The sequence below is a fragment of the Alteromonas profundi genome (genome assembly GCF_010500865.1).
Classification (GTDB): domain Bacteria; phylum Pseudomonadota; class Gammaproteobacteria; order Enterobacterales; family Alteromonadaceae; genus Alteromonas; species Alteromonas profundi.
In genome coordinates, this window is the sequence record NZ_JAAAWN010000006.1 from 1 (window position 1) to 18310 (window position 18310).

Sequence of the window (18310 nt, forward strand, 5' to 3'; positions counted from 1 at the left end):
ACAGAAATCTAAAGGACGACATGCTTCAAATCCAGATGGTACACGCAAAGCCTCAAAGCGCTCAAAAGTGCATGCGCAAGGCGCTAAAGACCCGTGGCTATTAGCCACATCACTGGCGTCTCACCGAAGCTTATCGAAACAGGTCGTTGCTATTTATCGCCAGCGCATGCAGATTGAAGAAGGGTTCAGAGATATGAAAAGCACCAAGTTCGGGCTTGGCTATGAACAGAACAAAAGCGTGAAAAAGCAGCGTCTAACAATACTAGTATTGCTAACCACGTTAGCGTCACTTGTGGCTATATTATTGGGTATGGTGCTCGTCTCATCGAATAAGCATCGGCGCTTCCAAGCCAATACCGAAAAAAGAAACGTCCTCTCATTCCACTACCTCGGCCTCAGAGCTATCGCTTGTCGAATACGGTTTACCATGCGACAGTGGAAAGCTGCACTCAAATGGTACAGCTCCATAGTAGACGGGGCCTGGGCCGGAAGCGCATGAAATTAAATTCGTGGGGATCCCTCAGGGTTAGAGGCTATAGATAGGTCAAGGTGTAAGTAGCCTGTGGCGAAAAGCAATACCCCACCGGCAATACGATAGACTTTTGCCATCGCCCCCGCCACAGAGGCCCGGTACCAATAAGCCACCGCTAAACTACACCAACTCAAGGCTAGCAATACGGCTTCATGATAGGTACTTGCTAGCAACGATGGGTAGCTTCCGGTAAGCCAATAGCTAGGCTCGGTGGTCATATTTAGCGCCACTAGGTGAAGCAACGCTCCTTCAAGCCAAACCTTTAATCGTGGAGAAGGGTTGTAGCGTCGCGCCACGGATAAAACGACAAATAGAAGTGGGTAGATAATCGCCGTCCAATGTACGGTGAATATACGTTCATCACTATAACCTGAGAGCCAAGGCGCAACTGTAATTCGAACGAGAACCAGCGTTAACAACACCTTATAAACCCAATCGGGAAGGGTAACTTTATACTTCACGCTTAACAGCGTCATACTCGCCACCTGCAAGGCCAGCGCAAAAGATAAGGTCGCGGCATTTAACAGCATGGTGAAACATAGGGTTAAACACGCATTCGCTAATACGGCAAAAGTAACCTGTTGCAAACGGTCACGGCTTTTGAGCGTGAGAATAGCGCTAGTCAAGGCTATCAAAGCTAACTCTCCCGCCCAAACACTATAAATCACTTCGCGCCCTTGCAAGGGCATAATGGCGTAACTCACGCCGTAGAGGGCAAGAGGATAAGCAACTAAATAAAACCAAAACGCCGGGCGCGCGCGTGTTTTTGCCATATAAAAGCAATAGGCCATGCCCCCTAGCGCGATTACCTGCACATAAAGGTAACCGCCCACAAATGCATCGCTTATTTCGCCGTTTAGCGCCGTTTGGCTAAACCAAGATATATGAACAAGTGCACTAATGAGGAGTAAGCCGGGCCAGCTGTCTAGTGCGCTATGACGGGATGGGGGGATGAGCAAAACACACGCAAGTACCCCCGTCCCCAACCAAAAGTACGTATTGCTACCATGTAGCAGCAAAAAACAGTGCAACAAAACAACTGGCAGTAGCACGCCCAACTGTTCTTTGCGCGGCATAAGTAAAGTACGTACAGGCAGTACCTTTTCCATCCGTAGTTGTAGTTGCCACCCTAACACATGGGTAAACACAAAAAGGTAGATAGAAAAGACGCAAAACCCTAGCCATACTCCAAAGTCGGCTTGAACTGTATAGGTCATTGCCACGGCAGCCCAGCTAAAATGACCTATTAAACTGGTATACCACGGCCAGTCGCGCTTTACTCTCTGCGCTACCCATATGCCAGATAGAGAAACCGCCGACACAAACGTCAGTAAGGTGGCAAGGTTACTTTCCCCTGTACTCACCAAAGCAGGAATAATATAAGCGCCTGCAATGCCTATCAAAGCCAGCAGCGGCCCAAAGCGTAGTGCAAGTGACGTTGCCCCAAATGACACCACCGACAATATAGCAAATGCCAATAACCCTGGTATAAACTGATAGTACTCGTAGGCAACCAACGTTATGGCATAGCACGTAATAACACCGCTACTGGCTAAGGCCGCACAAATGGTAGGTGAGTAAATACTAAATCGCTTTCGATGACGCGCCAAAAACTCGGCAAAAATAATTAAACCAATACCAAATAGCGCCCCTAGGGTTACTCTAATTTCTGCGGAAACAAGCCCCGCTTCTATTGAATAGTTGGCTAAAAATATCCCGCCCACCGCCAACACTACGCCACCTAACCAAAGTAAGCCGTTTTCTTTTATCGATACCTTTAATCGATGGTCGGTGTGCCATATATCAGCAAACCAGCCAATGAGGCCAGCCCGTTGTTTAGACGAAGGCGCCGTTGGCCCTACTTTGTTTGTTTGCGTGGAGGTGGCGCTTAGTGGCGCGGCTTCGACAGCCCTGCCTTTTGGCGCTGTGTGGAAAGAAGAAGGCCCTTGCGATGATGTAACATTTGAGGGGCTGCTATCAGGCTTATGGACGTTTACTTTGCTATTGAGCAGGCTAGTTGTAGGCGAACTAAGGTTATCAGTGGCAGCATTACTTTGTTCCAATTGTTTCTTTAACGCATCAATCTGCTTTTGCATGGCAGTAATTTCACGTTGCTGGAAAAACGACATAATCGCTCCTGCAAACACCGCAATAAAAATTACTACGCCAAGTAACGCCAACATATCCAGGTCCATTGTCACGCCCTGCGTGTAAACAAGCTAAATTCAATCTGGGTTAAATTGCGCTTTTTAGTGATGGAAGTCAAATAGCTACCAAGCAGCTCTCGTTAATTACTGGCCTTGATTATTACCGCGCATGGGCTTATAACTAGTAACCGTCTTTGCCAACAAGAAATCCTATGTCTGTAAAACATCCTATTATTGCTATAACAGGTTCATCTGGTGCAGGTACTACTACCACCACCAATGCAATTCGTCACATTTTCAGAAACTTAAATGTGAATGCAGCAGTGGTAGGCGGCGACAGCTTTCACCGGTTCACACGCCCTGAAATGGAAGTAGAAATTCGTAAAGCACAAGAGCAAGGTAGACATATTAGCTACTTTGGTCCACGCGCTAATGACTTTGAACTGCTCGAATCACTATTTAGGGAATACGGCAGCTCTGGAACTGGCCAATTTAGACAGTATTTACACACGTTTGATGAAGCCGTGCCATTTAACCAAATGCCTGGTACTTTTACGCCATGGCAAGACCTACCTGAAAATACCGATTTGTTATTTTATGAAGGTTTGCACGGCGGGGTAAAAACCGACGAAAACGATGTGGCCAAGCACGTAGATTTATTGGTAGGCATGGTACCTATTGTAAACCTTGAGTGGATCCAGAAAATTGTGCGTGACACTACCGATCGCGGTCATTCTAGAGAAGCGGTAATGAGTAGCATTGTGCGCGGACTAGACGACTACTTTCAGTATATTACTCCCCAATTTTCCCGCACACACGTTAACTTCCAACGTGTACCTACCGTAGATACGTCGAACCCATTTAGCGCCAGAGAAATACCTACCCAGGATGAAAGTTTTGTCGTGGTTAGGTTTAGGCGCGAAATGAAAAGCGTAGACTACCCCTACTTACTGCAAATGATTGATGGCGCCTTTATGTCGCGCATAAACACCTTGGTAGTCCCTGGCGGGAAGATGGGCCTAGCGATGGAACTTATTTTAACCCCGCTGCTAGATGAAATTCTCACTAAGAAACGCCGCGCCGGCCATCAAATGGACTGGTTAAACGCAGAAGATTAGCGGGCGCTTACGCCAGTCTATGGTAAAAAGAGTGCAGCATTTATTTTGGCTGAAATATTCGCCATTCCTATAACTATATATTAACCACGACAAGTCGCAAAAAACACCAAAGTGCGCCATGGTATGTTCATCTATTTACCGTTTGGACAGTCGCCATGACAGCAATTACCGCTACTCAAATATGGGTCAATCAACAAAACCTAGCCAACACCCGTGTCGTTACCCTTGATATTGATACCGACAATTTGGGAGAGGATGAAGTGCTACTTAACGTTGATAGCTTCGGGTTTTCTGCCAACAACATTACCTATGCTGCGCTGGGCTTTAAAATGGGCTATTGGGGCTTTTTCCCTGCCGCTGAAGGCTATGGCATTGTACCTGTGTGGGGCTTTGCCACGGTTGTCGCGTCTAATCATAATGAGGTTAAACCCGGAGAAAAAGTTTTTGGCTACTTACCCATGGCCAGTCATTGGGTTATTAAAGCAGGTAAAGCCGCCACCCACGGTTTTTCAGACATCCATGAAAAGCGCAAAAGTATCAGCCCGGTTTATGATCAATACCTACGGGTTGCTAACGACCCCGGCTATAACTTAACGCGTGAGGCCTGGCAGCTAAACTTTCGTCCTCTCTACATGACTTCATTTGTACTCGATGACTATGTCGCCTCCCTCTCACACGGTGAATCACTGCTGCTATCTAGCGCGTCTAGCAAAACCGCATTAGGCACAGCGCAGCGCTTAAAAGCACAAAAACAAGCACGAAACGCCACTTATCAGGTTATTGGATTAACGTCGCCTGCAAAGGTAGACATGGTTAAACAAACCGGCTGCTATGACAAGGTGATAGGTTACGACAATCTACATAAACTGGATAATACCTTGCCTTATTGGTTGCTTGATTTTGCTGCCAATGGCGGGTTAATAGACGAGGTAACCAAGGCTTTAGGGAAACAATTAAATAACATTACTTTAATTGGTGCTACGGATTGGAAAGCGAATACGAAGCCAAACCCAAAAGCCCTTGCTGCAGAAATATTTTTCGCCCCCGCGCGGGTTAAACTACGCCAACAGGAGTGGGGCCATGAATCTTTTCTTTCCCGCTACGCCGAAGCATGGAAGAGCTTTGCAAACAACATCAACGATACTTTTTACGAACAACATCATGTGGGCACCGATGACATTATTACGCTATACCTTGCCACGCTAGATGGCAGCGCTGATACCCAAGCGCTGAATGTGCTGTCATTCAACTAACCCTTCGCCAAATAAGTCACCAACACAAGCAGGGGAGCCACACTGTTGGTGGCATTGCAATCAGACACTATTTGTAACAAACAGACGCGTATATTCGCACTTTCTTTCTTTTGTATTTGTTCCCTAGTGGTATAGTGAAACAAAAGCAATATCAAGGGTATGAGTATGGGTCAGGAAACCTCTAAAATTCTTGTAGTAGATGATGATATGCGTCTACGTAACCTGTTAGAACGCTATTTAATTGAGCAAGGCTACCAAGTTCGTAGCGCTGCTAACGCAGAGCAAATGGACAGACTACTTGAGCGAGAAAACTTTCATCTAATGGTGCTCGACCTTATGCTGCCGGGTGAAGATGGGCTTTCTATTTGTCGGCGTTTGCGACAAGCCGAGAACGAACTGCCTATTATTATGCTTACCGCTAAGGGAGACGAGGTCGATCGTATTATTGGGCTAGAAATGGGAGCCGATGATTACCTTCCAAAACCCTTTAACCCAAGGGAATTACTCGCCCGCGCCAAAGCAGTGTTACGCCGGCGTAGTAGCGAAGCGCCCGGGGCCCCCTCAAAAGACATGCAAGTAGTCGAATTTGGCGAATATAAACTCAATTTGGCCACCCGTGAAATGATGGCTGGAGAGACCCCACTAACCCTCACTAGCGGTGAATTTGCGGTACTTAAATCCCTGGTTACTCACCCAAGAGAGCCCCTGTCGCGCGATAAACTTATGAACCTAGCCCGGGGCAGAGACTACAGTGCTTTAGAGCGCAGCATCGACGTTCAGGTTTCACGGTTGCGTAGAATGCTTGAAACTGACCCTGCCAATCCGCGCTATATCCAAACAGTGTGGGGCTTAGGCTATGTATTTGTGCCTGACGGTGAACACGTGTAGCGGCACAATATTGCCAATACTTATGGGTTAGACGATAAATTAACGGACAAAATGAGAATAATTCCGCAAAGCGCCTTCGCGCAAACCGTGATGCTAATTGGTATTTTATTGCTGATTAACCAAATTGTGTCTTACTTATCGGTAACCTATTATTTTATTCAGCCAAGCTATCAGCAAATCAACAGCTTACTAGCCACACAAGTAAAAAGTGTGCTGGCAAATGATCTCCTCGTTAGCCAGGAAAAGCAGCGCCAAAGGTATTTTGAACGTACGTCGGTAAAGGTACTAGATAGCAGCCAAGCCAAGTTAGAAGGGTTGAATAATGCGGTGTACTATTCGTTTATTTCCTCCCAGGTGAGCCAGCAACTCAATCAACTTGCCGACGTTAGAATTAGTACCGTCTCTCAGCAATCAGATACATCGGCACCCTATACGGTGTGGATCGCTTTATCTCGATATCCCGATACTTGGATTGCCATACCAATAACGGGGTTAAACGAGGCGAACATTTCCCCTCTTACTATGTATCTAATGGTTATTGGCATTCTAAGTGTTGCAGGTGGCTGGCTGTTTGTAAGGAGAATGACTCGCCCCTTACTGGCCTTACAGAAAGCGGCGTTAAAAGTGGGTAAAGGCGAATACCCTTCGCCACTCGAAGAACAAGGCAGCACGGAAATGATTCAGGTAACCCGTGCCTTTAATAAAATGAATCAGGGTATTAAACAACTTGAACATGATCGCACGCTGATGACGGCGGGCATCTCCCACGACCTACGCACCCCCCTTACGCGCATTCGCTTGGCATCTGAAATGCTGCCAGAAGATCAAGACTGGATAAAAGACGGCATAGTTAACGATATTGAAGACATGAACGCCATTATCGATCAGTTTATCGATTATGCGCGTTATGACAGTGAAGAAGAAAAACAAGACACAGATTTAAATATGCTAATTAGCGAGCTTACTCACGCTCGCCATATTGAAGAAGGTCATCATATTGAGTTAAAGCTAAATCCATTACCTTTTATAAGTGTCAGGCGAATAGCCATAAAGCGGGTTGTAGACAACTTAATTGAAAATGCCTTTCGCTATGGTTCAGACAACATCGTTATTACCAGCTTTTACGATCGCAATAAAAAACGCATTTATTGCAAAGTAAGAGATTTTGGCCCTGGTATTCCACCCGATGAAATTGCCAATGTCTTTATGCCTTTTGCGCAAGGTAACAAAGCCCGCAGCTCATCTGGATCCGGTCTTGGACTCGCTATTATTCGCCGCATTATAGAGGGGCATGATGGTGAAGTTGTATTGAAAAACCATGCGGAGAAAGGGCTAGTGGCGGAGTTTTCTCTTCCCGTTTAGCCATGTTGTTGTTTCACCAAACGGCTGTACCCCCATGTGGCTAGCCATAAAATACACCCACCCATAGGTATAACCCAAAACGCGGTTGTAAGCGGCGCGTAATTTGCCCATACCCCAGTGGAAAAAGACGCCACTTGTACGCCGGTAGAATTGCCAATAATACAAATTCCCGACAACACAGGGCCATTATTACTGTCTATATTCATAGCGGCAGATAGCATAAGTGGAAATAGCCCGCCAAGCCCTAAGCCTAACAGCAGGTTTCCTGCGCCAATGCCATATAAACTCGGTACGAGTTTGATGGCAAACACACCACATAACGACGCCGTAGCCATTATTACCATTAATCGATGAACTGAAACAAACCGCAGTAAAAAGGGAAATACCAGACGGCTGACGACCATACCAGCGGTAAAACACGCCAACAGATTTCGTGATTGCTCTCCGGTAAATCCAATGCCGTTTTGAGCATAGCTGACAAACCAATTGGCGTTCCCAAACTCCACAGAACCATACCCAAAACTTAACAGCGCCATAAATATAAATATCGGCTGCTTAATAACTGCATTGAAAGAAAGGGTTTTACGCTCAGCTTTAGGTTGCCCTTTTAACATTTTTGCCTGTGAGCGTGCAGCCAAATAAGTATAGGCTGACAAGCACACCATAATGCCGCCTAAGACCTGAATCGGCAGACGCCAATTTTCAGCGGCCAAATACAATAACGAAACAAAGAAGGACGCAGCAAAGGTGCCTAAACTAAACATAAAGTCCATAAGCCCCATCATGGTAAAACGCTTCGCTTCATAAAGGCGTGCAATGAGGGTATGCCCTAAGGTGAAAATAGTAGAACTGGCGATACCAATAAGCACCGCCACAAATAGCACCCATTGCCACATGGTTAGTAAAGAGATTAACCACAACAATGAGGCGTTGATACTAAGCAGCGCCGCTAACAAGGGCATATGTTCAAAGCGGCTGACGTACTTTCCACCAAGTACCGCACCTAGCATCATGCCAATGCTAAATAGGGAAAAAAAGGCACCACTCACCAATTCAGACATTTTCAGATCAGTGGCAATATCAGGCAGTAAAATACCCCATAATATAAACAGCATACCCAGCAGAAAAAAACCTGAGAAAATAACAATAGTGACAGGGCGACGGCTCATCCGGTCTCCTTTAAAACATAAGAAAGTAGCGCGTGTTGCACGATTATAGGTAGGGTATTTTGTTATTTTTCGAGGTTGATACCGCGAGCAGGTACCAAGGTGCTTAGCTTACGCCTTTAGTATAATGCACACAAGATGTACGAAAAAATATAAAAAAGCCCACGACTAAGCGTGGGCAAAACATCAATCACATAAAAAGTGATGAACGTTGGGAAGGGGCAGGATTAAATCCCCCTATATCTAGGCCAACCGAGCCTAACGAAAATGAACACTAAACTCGGTTAGACAAGATTTAGTGACCAGGCCCTGCGTTTACGATGGCCTCACTTACCTCATACTTAGCAAAGTTTTGATTAAATTCTTTCACTAAGTTAGTTGCAAATTCTAGGTACTTATCTGGGTCTTGCCACGTATTCTTCGGTACTAGCAGCTGGCTATCGACACCAGAAACCGCAACCGGCACATCTAAGTTCAATACATCGATATGCTGTGTTTCTACGTTGGCCAACTCACCGGATACTATGGCATCAATGATTGCCCGAGTGGTGGGTATATCAAACCTTTGCCCGGTGCCGTAGGGGCCGCCGGTCCAACCGGTATTAACTAAATAGACTTTGGCACCAAAGGCCTTCACCCGCTTAATAAGTAGCTCAGCATAAACCCCAGCAGGGCGGGGGAAGAAGGGAGCACCGAAACAAGTGGAGAATGTGGACTCTATATCAGAAGTAGAGCCTATTTCCGTGGACCCCACTTTAGCTGTATAACCACTTAGAAAATGATACGCCGCCGCTTCTTCACTTAAAACAGAAACCGGCGGTAGCACACCGCTGACGTCACAGGTTAGAAACACCACAGAGCGGGGCTCACCAGCGCGGTTTTCTGCTACCCGTTTTTCAATATGGGTAAGGGGGTATGCAGCACGGGAATTTTGGGTCAAGCTAGTATCTGAATAATCTGGCCTACGTTGTTCATCTAGCACGACGTTTTCCAAAATGGTACCAAATTTAATAGCGTTAAAAATAACCGGCTCATTTTTTTCAGATAGATCGATACACTTGGCGTAGCACCCACCTTCAATATTAAATACGCTACCTTCGCCCCAACCATGCTCGTCATCGCCAATTAAGAAACGCTTAGGGTCGGCAGAGAGGGTGGTTTTACCCGTACCCGACAAACCAAAAAATAAGGTTACATCGCCTTGCTCTCCCACATTGGCAGAGCAGTGCATAGGCAGAATATCTTTAGCCGGTAACAGAAAGTTTTGCACCGAAAACATGGCTTTTTTCATTTCTCCGGCATACCGCATTCCTGCGATAAGCACCCGCTTAGCGGCAAAGTTGATAATAACCGCCCCATCACTGTTGGTGCCATCACGCATAGGATCGCACTCAAACCCCGGTACATTTAGCACTTGCCACGCCTGTTGCTGATGCGGATTCCACTGCGTAGGTATGATGAACAGGTTACGTGCGAAAACATGTTGCCACGCAGTCTGGGTTCTAACTTCGAGGGGCAGCGCGTGAGTGGGATCGGCCCCCACTTGCAAATGTGAAAGAAAATGCTCTTGTGTATTGAGAAACGCCTCTACCTTTTCCCAGAGGGCATCAAATTTGTCAGCGTCGAAGGGCTTATTCACTTTGCCCCAGTCAATTTCGTTTTCAGTGGTCGCTTCTTTAACTATAAACCGATCATTAGGTGAACGGCCTGTTCTTTCGCCCGTTTCAACCACCAAAGCTCCATTGTTATCTAAAACCCCTTCACCGCGCTGCACTGCGCGTTCAATTAGTTCTGCGTTAGGTAAGTCCACCAGTGGTGAAATTTTCAAATCTGTTTGTAATGACGCCGCCGCACTCATAGCCGTAACCTCTAATGTAATATTTCAAAAGCACTTTCAAAAAGTAACACTCCAATAAGCATAATGTAAACAGGCACTTTAGGTATATTCCTATACTGGATAGTGACTATTTACCAGACTTAACTTTCAGAAATATTGTAAAAAAATTACAAAAACAGATAATTTTGTGGGTAAACCCCCATACCGAACCCACTTTAGGGCAATTTAGTTAGTTTGTTTCAAAATATAAGTACAAAAACGAAAACGCCCCTGACGGAATATTCACGTCAGTGGCGTTAAAAATATATAGGAGGGGTTACTGATTGGTGTTTGAAGAAGGCATATTGCCGTTATGAATAGCTTCAACATCAATGCTATCGAAGCGATATTCGGTGTGACAATATTGGCAATTCATTTTAATCGCCCCCTCTTCTTCAATAATGGCCAACAACTCAGCTTTTTCCACATGGCGAAGCGCTTCTGCACTGCGCTCTTTCGAGCAGGTGCACGCAAAGCTTACTGCTTGAGCGGGAAATACTTCTACATCTTCTTGATGATATAAACGATGCAAAATTTCCTCTACCGACAATGCAAACATTTCTTCTTCAGTTAGGGTGTCTGTAAGGGTGGCAATGTGCTCAAACTCGGTGGCTTGCGACACATCGGTAGCACTGGCATCTGTCGGTAGCACCTGCAATAGTACGCCGGCCCCTTTGGCATTTTCAGGGTCTTGCAAATCAGTCATTAACCGCACCCGGGTGGCGAGCTGCTCTGACTGGGCAAAATATTCTTCTAAACACTCAGCAAGCGTAGGTTTTTCCAACGCTACGACCCCTTGATAACGCTCACCCTCATCGGGGGTAATGGTTATTACCAGTACCGCGTCTGTAAGCAGTTCGCCAAACGACTCGGGTAAGCTCGTTAGTGTCTCGTCCCAGCGCGCCACACCTCTAAGCGTTTGGCTATGGGTTGCATTTATTACTGCATAGCTCACCGGCCCTTTACTTTGAATTTGTAGAGCAATTTCGCCTTTAAATTTCAACGTCGCGGTTAATAGCGACGTGGCAGCGGCCATTTGACTCAGCAAACGCTGAATTTGTACGGGATATTCGTAACTATGCACAATATGGTTCAAGCTTTCATCAAGGCGAACCAACTCGCCGCGCACATTCGCGTTAGGAAAGATAAAACGGTGTAATTTGTCGAAGGCACTCATAAGCTAATCCTGTTCTACAGCAATTTACTGCTGTTTAAATTTAATAATCTGTCGGCGTTGTTTTTTGTCTGGTCGATGCGCAGGCTTCGGGCTATGAAACGCGTTCAATTTACGCGCGGCTTGATTTTCTTCACGTTTGCTTACACTTTCCTGCGTTTCTTCATAAAGCGTTTGCGCTATTGCTGCGCCCACACGTTTATCGCTAAGACCAAGCACACGAATTTCACGAATATCCCATCCTGAGGGAACTTTTATCATTGCGCCGAGCTCTACATTTTTACTTGGCTTAGCGCGCTGGCCGTTGTAGTGAACCTTTCCTGACTGCACCATCTCTCTGGCGATGGCACGGGTCTTACAAAACCTCGCTGCCCATAGCCATTTGTCTAGCCTAATATTTTGTGTAACATCGTTGTTTTGTTGTTTAGCCATGTATTAATTTCGTAACGGTGAGGCTTTAGTATTGTGACCCCGACCTTTACTAGGCTATCATGGGGCGGCCAAAGCGCGGTTAACTAAAATTTTACTTTTAATAAAAGCAGTACCATCAGTGGCAGCATGACATTCAATAAAATCAATCCACAATCTCTGGTTGTTTACGTAAACCAGTATCAGAAACAACTGCATACGCTTATTGTCGTGCTGTTGAGCCTGTATCTCATCGCATTCGCTGCCAAACTCTTATGGCGAATTATACCTGAACCTCAGTTATCTGCGACCACCGAAGTAGCACGTACGCCAGTGACGACGTCAACATCAGTGCAAGGTGGGGTCAACCTGAATAAAATACAACAGCTAAATTTGTTCGGTGACGTGGCCGCCGCGCCTAAAGTAGAGGAAGCCCCTGTTACCGATGCACCAGAAACCCGCCTTAACCTAACCCTTACCGGGGTGGTGGCCAGTTCGCTGGAGTCAGCGGGAACCGCGGTAATTGAAAACAGAAATCAACAATTGGTCTACGGTTTAGGGGATAAAATAGACGGCACCAATGCCACCTTAAAACAAGTGTATGCAGACCGAGTAATAATAAAGAACGGTATTCGTAATGAAACCCTTATGCTAGAGGGAATTGATTACGATGAAGCGAACAAAAAACGTCAACGTCAGGCTCAGCGCCAACCTACGCCGGCGCCAAGCGATCGAGACGAAAATGAAAGCACACGCGAAATTAGTGGTGAAGCCTTGCTGGTAACAACCTCGCTGCGAGAGCGCCCGGCCAGCTTCACAGATTTCATCTCGGTTTCGCCGAAGTCTGAGGAAGGTCAGCTTATTGGCTATCAAGTAGGCCCAGGTGTTGACCCTACCCTATTCAAATCAGCCGGCCTTAAGGCTGGCGATGTAGTAACCCAAATTAATGGTTTGGACTTAACCGACATGCAACAATCGAAAGAAGCATTAGGTGAATTAAGAACAGCCCAATCTCTTGAATTTACGATAATTCGTGATGGTAGCCTGACCACGCTCTATCTGGATTTGCCAGAGCCTTCAGACGAATAAGCAACAAAGGAAGACAGAATGAAAAGGCGCCCAAGCCAAAAAATCCTCTCCCGCTTAAGCACAGCACTATGCACCGCGCTTCTGTGCTTTTCAGTGACTGCGGCCGAGTACATGCCTAATTTCAAAGATACAGATATTAATGAGTTCATTAATATTGTAGGCAAGAATTTATCACGCATCATCATTGTTGACCCCAACGTGCGGGGAAAAATTAGTGTGCGTAGCTACGATATGCTAAATGAAGATCAGTACTATCAGTTCTTCTTAAACGTCTTGCAAGTATACGATTTTGCCGTGGTTGAAATGCCCAGCGGCATATTAAAGGTGGTACGTTCAAAAGATGCCAAAACCTCAAATATCCCGGTAGTTGAAGGCTCTGCCCGTGACGGCGATGAAATGATCACCCGCGTGGTGCCTGTCTATAACGTACCTGTGCGCGAATTAGCGCCTATTTTACGCCAACTTAACGATCAAGCAGGGGGCGGTAATGTGGTCAGCCACGACCCCTCGAATGTGATGATGATTACGGGTCGTGCTGCTGTGGTAAACCGTTTAGTTGAAATTATCGAACGTGTTGACCGTGCTGGCGACGAAGAAGTTGAAATCGTTAAGCTGCGTTATGCGTCTGCCTCAGAAATGGTACGAATTATTGAAAGTATCAATAAGTCACAAGGCAAAGCCACCACAGCAGGTAAATCAGAGCCTCGCGTTGTGGCCGACGATAGAACTAACTCGGTAATAGTTAGCGGCGATATTAAAGCCCGCCAGCGGTTGATTAACCTTATTCAACGCATGGACCAAGAGCTTGAAACCAATGGTAATACCCGGGTAATGTTCCTTAATTACGCAAAAGCTGAAGATCTCGTTAAAGTGCTACAAGGGGTTTCTGCCAGTATTCAAGCAGAAGAACAAAGTGGGGGCACAACCCGCCGCGCCTCAGCCAATCGAGAAATTAGTATTGATGCCCACGAAGACTCGAACGCGATTGTTATTACTGCTGAGCCAGACATGATGCGCTCATTAGAAGAAGTCGTTCGTCAACTCGATATTCGCCGAGCGCAGGTACAGGTAGAAGCGATAATTGTTGAAGTGTTTGAAGGCGATGGCACAACTTTTGGGGTGCAATGGGTATCAGAAGAAGGCGGTGGTACGCAATTTAGCAACGGTATTGTGCCTGTGGGATCTCTTGCTGTAGCCATTGAGGAAGCGTCAGAGTCCACCGAAACAGAAACCTATGTGTCTGATGACGGCTCACCTTACACGGTAACCAATACCAGTGACGGTGATTACACCTCACTTGCGAGTTTATTGGGGGGAGCAAATGGCCTCATCGCAGGTATTATTCAAGATGGTTGGGGTGCCGTTGTTCAAGCAGTAAGCACCGATACTAATTCAAACATACTGGCCACGCCGCACTTAACAACCATGGATAACGAAGAAGCTTTCTTTATTGTGGGCCAAGAAGTTCCCATTATCACAGGTACCACTACAGGGTCGAATAATTCAAATCCATTTCAGACCGTTGATCGCCAAGAAGTGGGAATTAAACTAAAAGTGACCCCCCAAATAAATGAAGGTGATGCAGTTCAATTATTAATTGAACAAGAAGTTTCCAGCGTAAGTGGCGCCACCTCGGTGGATATTTCAATTAATAAAAGAGAAATTAAAACCACGGTTATCGTTGACGATGGCGGCACTATTGTACTTGGTGGTTTAATTGATGAAGACGTGCAAGAAAGCGTATCTAAAGTACCTTTGCTTGGCGATATCCCGTTGCTAGGTCACTTGTTCAAGTCAACCTCTACCACTAAGCGTAAGCGTAACCTTATGGTGTTTCTAAAGCCTACCATTGTTCGCGATGGTGCAACCATGAACGCAATTAGCCATCGCAAATACAACTATATTCGTGCGCTGCAGTTGAAGCGTCAGCAAGAAGGCATCTCGCTTATGCCTACCGAAGAAACGCCCACTATGCCTAATTGGGATGACAAACTTTCTCTGCCGCCTTCGTTTGAAGAATATTTAACCGAGAAAGCGCAGCAAGAAGAAGGCAACGAATAATATGGCCGGGCAAGACGAACAGCTAACCTTAGCAGTAGCAGCACAGGAAGAAGCGCTAGAAGCGATGGAGCATGATGAGGGCGTGCCTGAGCAGCCCCCCGGCCCCAAACAACTGTCGTTTAGCTTTGCCAAACGCAACCAGGTGTTGCTAGAAACCAATGAAACCCCAGCGGTACTGTATTTTACTGAAAATACACCTTTTGAAATTTTCGCCGAAGTGCGTCGCTTTTACGGCGAACCTTTTGTGCCAAAAACCATAGCCGCGGATGAATTTGAAAACTTGCTCACCAGCGCATTTCAGCGAGACAGCTCTGCGGCCAAGCAGTTAATGGAAGATTTAGGGAATGAAAGCGACTTATTTACCTTAGCTGAAGATTTACCCGATACCGAAGACCTACTAGATAATGAAGATGACGCACCTATCATTAAGCTTATTAACGCTATGCTAGGTGAAGCCATCAAAGAAGGGGCCTCAGATATACACATTGAGACCTTCGAGAACCAATTGGTTGTGCGCTTTCGCGTGGACGGCGTATTGCGTGAAATTTTAAGGCCAAATAGAAAGCTTTCTTCTATGTTAGTGTCTCGTATTAAAGTAATGGCAAAGTTAGACATTGCTGAAAAGCGCGTTCCGCAGGATGGCCGTATTACGCTTCGTATCGCAGGGCGTGCGGTTGATGTGCGGGTATCTACCATGCCATCGAGCCACGGCGAACGTGTTGTATTGCGTTTATTAGATAAAAACAATGCACGTTTAAACTTACAAGATTTAGGAATGACCCAAGAAAACCGAGGACATTTCTCTACGCTAATCAGAAAGCCCCACGGAATTATATTGGTAACAGGCCCCACAGGTTCGGGTAAAAGTACCACCTTGTATGCCGGCTTAAGTGAGATAAACTCGCGAGACCGTAACATCTTAACCGTAGAAGACCCCATTGAATTTGACTTACCCGGCATAGGGCAAACCCAAGTTAACCCACGGGTAGATATGACCTTTGCCCGAGGTTTACGGGCGATATTACGTCAAGACCCCGACGTAGTAATGGTAGGTGAAATCCGCGATATTGAAACCGCGCAAATTGCCGTGCAAGCAAGTTTGACCGGCCACTTAGTGCTTTCCACTTTGCATACCAATACTGCTGCAGGTGCTATCACGCGACTAGAAGATATGGGGATAGAACCCTTCTTACTCTCTTCAAGCTTATTGGCCGTGCTCTCGCAGCGTTTAGTACGAACCCTATGCAGTGAATGCAAGATAGCGCATACCCCTGACCTCCAGGAAAAGGACGTATTGGGTATTGCCGCTGACGATAATATCACTATCTATTCTCCGCATGGCTGTGCCGCCTGCAACCAAACAGGCTATAGAGGCCGTACGGGCATCCATGAATTACTCTTAGTGGATGAAAAAATTCGTGAAATGATGCACGAAGGCGTAGGCGAGCAAGCGATTGAAAAGTATATTCGCCAAAGCACGCCGAGTATTCGAGAAGACGGCTGTCGCAAGGTGCTGTCTGGTGTGACCGCATTAGAAGAAGTCTTGCGCGTTACCAGAGAGGATTAGCATGGCGGCTTTTGCGTACAAAGCGGTTAACGCCCGTGGCCGTAACGCCAGTGGCGTATTAGAAGGTGATAATGCACGACAGGTTCGCCAGCAATTACGTGAGAAAGGGCTTATTCCGTTAGAGGTGGAGCAAGTAGCAGAACGCAATGAAAATGCGCAAAGCGGGCTTCATTTTTCGTTATTTAAGCCTCGTATATCAGCCTCTGACTTAGCGCTACTTACCCGCCAGCTAGCCACCTTAGTTGAATCGTCACTTCCCATCGAAGAAGCACTACTAGCTGTGGCAGAGCAGTGTGAGAAGCCTCGTCAGAAAAATATGATGATGGCGGTACGCAGTAAGGTAGTAGAAGGGCACGGTTTAGCCTACGCGTTAGCGGAGTTTCCCAGTGTTTTTGACGATCTTTATCGCGCCATGGTTGCTGCGGGAGAAAAGTCGGGGCATTTAGACACCGTACTTAATCGGTTAGCCGATTACACCGAACGCCGCCAGCAAACCCGTAGCCAAATTGTTCAAGCTATGGTGTATCCGTCATTAATGCTGTTTTTCGCATTTGGCATAGTGTTGCTATTACTGACAGTGGTTGTACCCAAAATTGTGGGCCAGTTTGACCATATGGGACAAGACTTGCCCGCCATTACTCAGTTCTTGATAGCGGTAAGTACCTGGTTACAAAACTATGGCCTAGTGATGTTTCTTGTTATCGCAGTACTGACAATTATAGTGCGTCGGGTATTACAGCAAAAAAACATGAAACTAAGGTATCATCGCGTACTCTTAACCTTACCCCTTATCGGAAAAGTATCCCGCGGTATGAATACCGCCCGATTCGCTCGTACCTTAAGTATACTCAGCGCTAGCGCAGTGCCCTTACTTGAGGCCATGCGTATTTCCGGTGATGTACTTGAAAACCAATATATTAAAAATCAGGTGGCCGATGCCGCTATTAATGTAAAAGAAGGAAGTAGCCTTCGTGCCGCCCTCGATAATACAAAAATATTTCCACCTATGATGATGCATATGATTGCATCGGGTGAAAAATCCGGCGAGCTCCAGCAAATGCTGGCCCGCGCTGCCGACAACCAAGACAGAGAATTTGAAGCCTTAATCGGTATATCTTTAAAAGTCTTCGAACCTCTCTTGATCGTTTCCATGGCAGGCATAGTTTTGTTTATTGTTATGGCGATTCTTCAGCCAATTTTGGCCTTGAACAATATGGTGAATATGTAATGAAAACCTTAAAACGTAATTCTGGATTCAGTTTGATTGAAGTTATGGTGGTACTGCTGATTATCGGCATTATGGCCTCAATGGTAGCGCCACAGATTCTTGGGAACCAAGAAGAAGCTCAGCTTAAAAAAGCCGCTGTTGATATTCAGCAATTAGAAAGCGCCTTAGAAATGTATAAACTGCGCAACAACCGCTTTCCTACAACCGAACAAGGGTTAGACGCGTTGGTTACCGCTCCTACAATCGATCCTATTCCACGTAACTACCCTGATGGTGGGTTCATTAAGCGTTTACCTGAAGATCCGTGGGGAAACCCTTACGCACTAATTAGCCCAGGAGAGTTAGGCGCGGTAGACTTATTTTCAAACGGCCCAGATGGCGAAGCAGGTACTGATGACGACATTGGTAACTGGAATATTAACGAATACCTAAACTAAGAAT

15 protein-coding genes are annotated in these 18310 nt (G+C 46.1%); 10 read left to right on the plus strand and 5 right to left on the minus strand.

Going from position 1 to position 18310, the window contains the following annotated elements:
- Positions 1-499, plus strand: a 499-nt coding sequence (locus tag GTH32_RS05955) for a transposase (RefSeq protein WP_163084337.1), incomplete at its 5' end; no start/stop codon positions are given.
- A 2-nt stretch (positions 500-501) separates the two neighbouring features.
- Here GTH32_RS05955 and GTH32_RS05960 read toward each other — a convergent pair.
- Complete coding sequence (locus tag GTH32_RS05960) at positions 502-2727, minus strand: DUF2339 domain-containing protein (protein ID WP_163084338.1); 2226 nt, start codon at positions 2725-2727, stop codon at positions 502-504.
- A 164-nt stretch (positions 2728-2891) separates the two neighbouring features.
- Here GTH32_RS05960 and GTH32_RS05965 point away from each other — a divergent pair, with 164 nt between their 5' ends.
- The 4 genes from GTH32_RS05965 to envZ all read left to right on the plus strand — a co-directional run bounded on the left by GTH32_RS05965 (position 2892) and on the right by envZ (position 7300).
- A complete protein-coding gene (locus GTH32_RS05965) occupies positions 2892-3797 on the plus strand; it encodes a phosphoribulokinase (protein WP_163084339.1) in 906 nt (301 codons plus the stop codon).
- 155 nt (positions 3798-3952) lie between these two features.
- On the plus strand, positions 3953-5050 hold the full coding sequence (locus tag GTH32_RS05970) for a DUF2855 family protein (protein WP_163084340.1): 1098 nt from the start codon (positions 3953-3955) through the stop codon (positions 5048-5050).
- A 165-nt stretch (positions 5051-5215) separates the two neighbouring features.
- Positions 5216-5938, plus strand: a complete 723-nt coding sequence (ompR, locus tag GTH32_RS05975; RefSeq protein ID WP_281360017.1) for an osmolarity response regulator transcription factor OmpR — start codon at positions 5216-5218, stop codon at positions 5936-5938.
- 51 nt (positions 5939-5989) lie between these two features.
- Entirely contained in the window at positions 5990-7300 is a 1311-nt protein-coding gene (envZ, locus tag GTH32_RS05980) for a two-component system sensor histidine kinase EnvZ (protein WP_163084342.1), read from the plus strand.
- Here envZ and GTH32_RS05985 read toward each other — a convergent pair.
- From GTH32_RS05985 to hslR, 4 genes are all read right to left on the minus strand, one after another.
- Complete coding sequence (locus GTH32_RS05985; protein ID WP_163084343.1) at positions 7297-8469, minus strand: MFS transporter; 1173 nt, start codon at positions 8467-8469, stop codon at positions 7297-7299. The two genes, envZ and GTH32_RS05985, sit on opposite strands and share 4 nt — an antisense overlap.
- A gap of 292 nt (positions 8470-8761) precedes the next feature.
- Complete coding sequence (locus GTH32_RS05990; RefSeq protein WP_163084344.1) at positions 8762-10324, minus strand: phosphoenolpyruvate carboxykinase; 1563 nt, start codon at positions 10322-10324, stop codon at positions 8762-8764.
- Positions 10325-10619: 295 nt separating this feature from the next.
- Complete coding sequence (hslO, locus tag GTH32_RS05995) at positions 10620-11519, minus strand: Hsp33 family molecular chaperone HslO (RefSeq protein ID WP_163084345.1); 900 nt, start codon at positions 11517-11519, stop codon at positions 10620-10622.
- 24 nt (positions 11520-11543) lie between these two features.
- Complete coding sequence (gene hslR / locus GTH32_RS06000) at positions 11544-11948, minus strand: ribosome-associated heat shock protein Hsp15 (protein ID WP_163084346.1); 405 nt, start codon at positions 11946-11948, stop codon at positions 11544-11546.
- A 126-nt stretch (positions 11949-12074) separates the two neighbouring features.
- Between hslR and gspC the strand changes: the two genes are divergently transcribed.
- From gspC to gspG, 5 genes are read left to right on the plus strand one after another with little or no spacing between them, the layout of a single operon-like run.
- Positions 12075-13013, plus strand: a complete 939-nt coding sequence (gene gspC / locus GTH32_RS06005) for a type II secretion system protein GspC (RefSeq protein ID WP_163084347.1) — start codon at positions 12075-12077, stop codon at positions 13011-13013.
- An 18-nt stretch (positions 13014-13031) separates the two neighbouring features.
- Positions 13032-15074 (plus strand): type II secretion system secretin GspD, encoded by a 2043-nt coding sequence (gspD, locus tag GTH32_RS06010; protein WP_163084348.1) that lies wholly within the window; start codon positions 13032-13034, stop codon positions 15072-15074.
- A gap of 1 nt (position 15075) precedes the next feature.
- The gene (gspE, locus tag GTH32_RS06015; RefSeq protein ID WP_163084349.1) at positions 15076-16641 is read left to right on the plus strand and encodes a type II secretion system ATPase GspE; all 1566 of its coding nucleotides are present in this window, start codon (positions 15076-15078) and stop codon (positions 16639-16641) included.
- 1 nt (position 16642) lies between these two features.
- Entirely contained in the window at positions 16643-17869 is a 1227-nt protein-coding gene (gene gspF, locus GTH32_RS06020; RefSeq protein WP_163084350.1) for a type II secretion system inner membrane protein GspF, read from the plus strand.
- Positions 17869-18306, plus strand: a complete 438-nt coding sequence (gene gspG / locus GTH32_RS06025) for a type II secretion system major pseudopilin GspG (RefSeq protein WP_163084351.1) — start codon at positions 17869-17871, stop codon at positions 18304-18306. Before gspF ends, gspG begins: the two co-directional genes overlap by 1 nt.
- The last annotated feature ends 4 nt before the right edge of the window (positions 18307-18310 follow it).

What these genes read in the sequence shown, in the direction of transcription:
- gspC (WP_163084347.1), top strand. Translation starts at nt 12,075, where the DNA reads ATGACATTCAATAAAATCAATCCACAATCTCTGGTTGTTTACGTAAAC.
- gspE (WP_163084349.1), top strand. Translation starts at nt 15,076, where the DNA reads ATGGCCGGGCAAGACGAACAGCTAACCTTAGCAGTAGCAGCACAGGAA.
- hslO (WP_163084345.1), bottom strand. Translation starts at nt 11,519, where the DNA reads ATGAGTGCCTTCGACAAATTACACCGTTTTATCTTTCCTAACGCGAAT.
- envZ (WP_163084342.1), top strand. Translation starts at nt 5,990, where the DNA reads ATGAGAATAATTCCGCAAAGCGCCTTCGCGCAAACCGTGATGCTAATT.
- gspG (WP_163084351.1), top strand. Translation starts at nt 17,869, where the DNA reads ATGAAAACCTTAAAACGTAATTCTGGATTCAGTTTGATTGAAGTTATG.
- gspD (WP_163084348.1), top strand. Translation starts at nt 13,032, where the DNA reads ATGAAAAGGCGCCCAAGCCAAAAAATCCTCTCCCGCTTAAGCACAGCA.
- GTH32_RS05965 (WP_163084339.1), top strand. Translation starts at nt 2,892, where the DNA reads ATGTCTGTAAAACATCCTATTATTGCTATAACAGGTTCATCTGGTGCA.
- hslR (WP_163084346.1), bottom strand. Translation starts at nt 11,948, where the DNA reads ATGGCTAAACAACAAAACAACGATGTTACACAAAATATTAGGCTAGAC.
- gspF (WP_163084350.1), top strand. Translation starts at nt 16,643, where the DNA reads ATGGCGGCTTTTGCGTACAAAGCGGTTAACGCCCGTGGCCGTAACGCC.
- ompR (WP_281360017.1), top strand. Translation starts at nt 5,216, where the DNA reads ATGGGTCAGGAAACCTCTAAAATTCTTGTAGTAGATGATGATATGCGT.
- GTH32_RS05970 (WP_163084340.1), top strand. Translation starts at nt 3,953, where the DNA reads ATGACAGCAATTACCGCTACTCAAATATGGGTCAATCAACAAAACCTA.
- GTH32_RS05960 (WP_163084338.1), bottom strand. Translation starts at nt 2,727, where the DNA reads ATGGACCTGGATATGTTGGCGTTACTTGGCGTAGTAATTTTTATTGCG.
- GTH32_RS05985 (WP_163084343.1), bottom strand. Translation starts at nt 8,469, where the DNA reads ATGAGCCGTCGCCCTGTCACTATTGTTATTTTCTCAGGTTTTTTTCTG.
- GTH32_RS05990 (WP_163084344.1), bottom strand. Translation starts at nt 10,324, where the DNA reads ATGAGTGCGGCGGCGTCATTACAAACAGATTTGAAAATTTCACCACTG.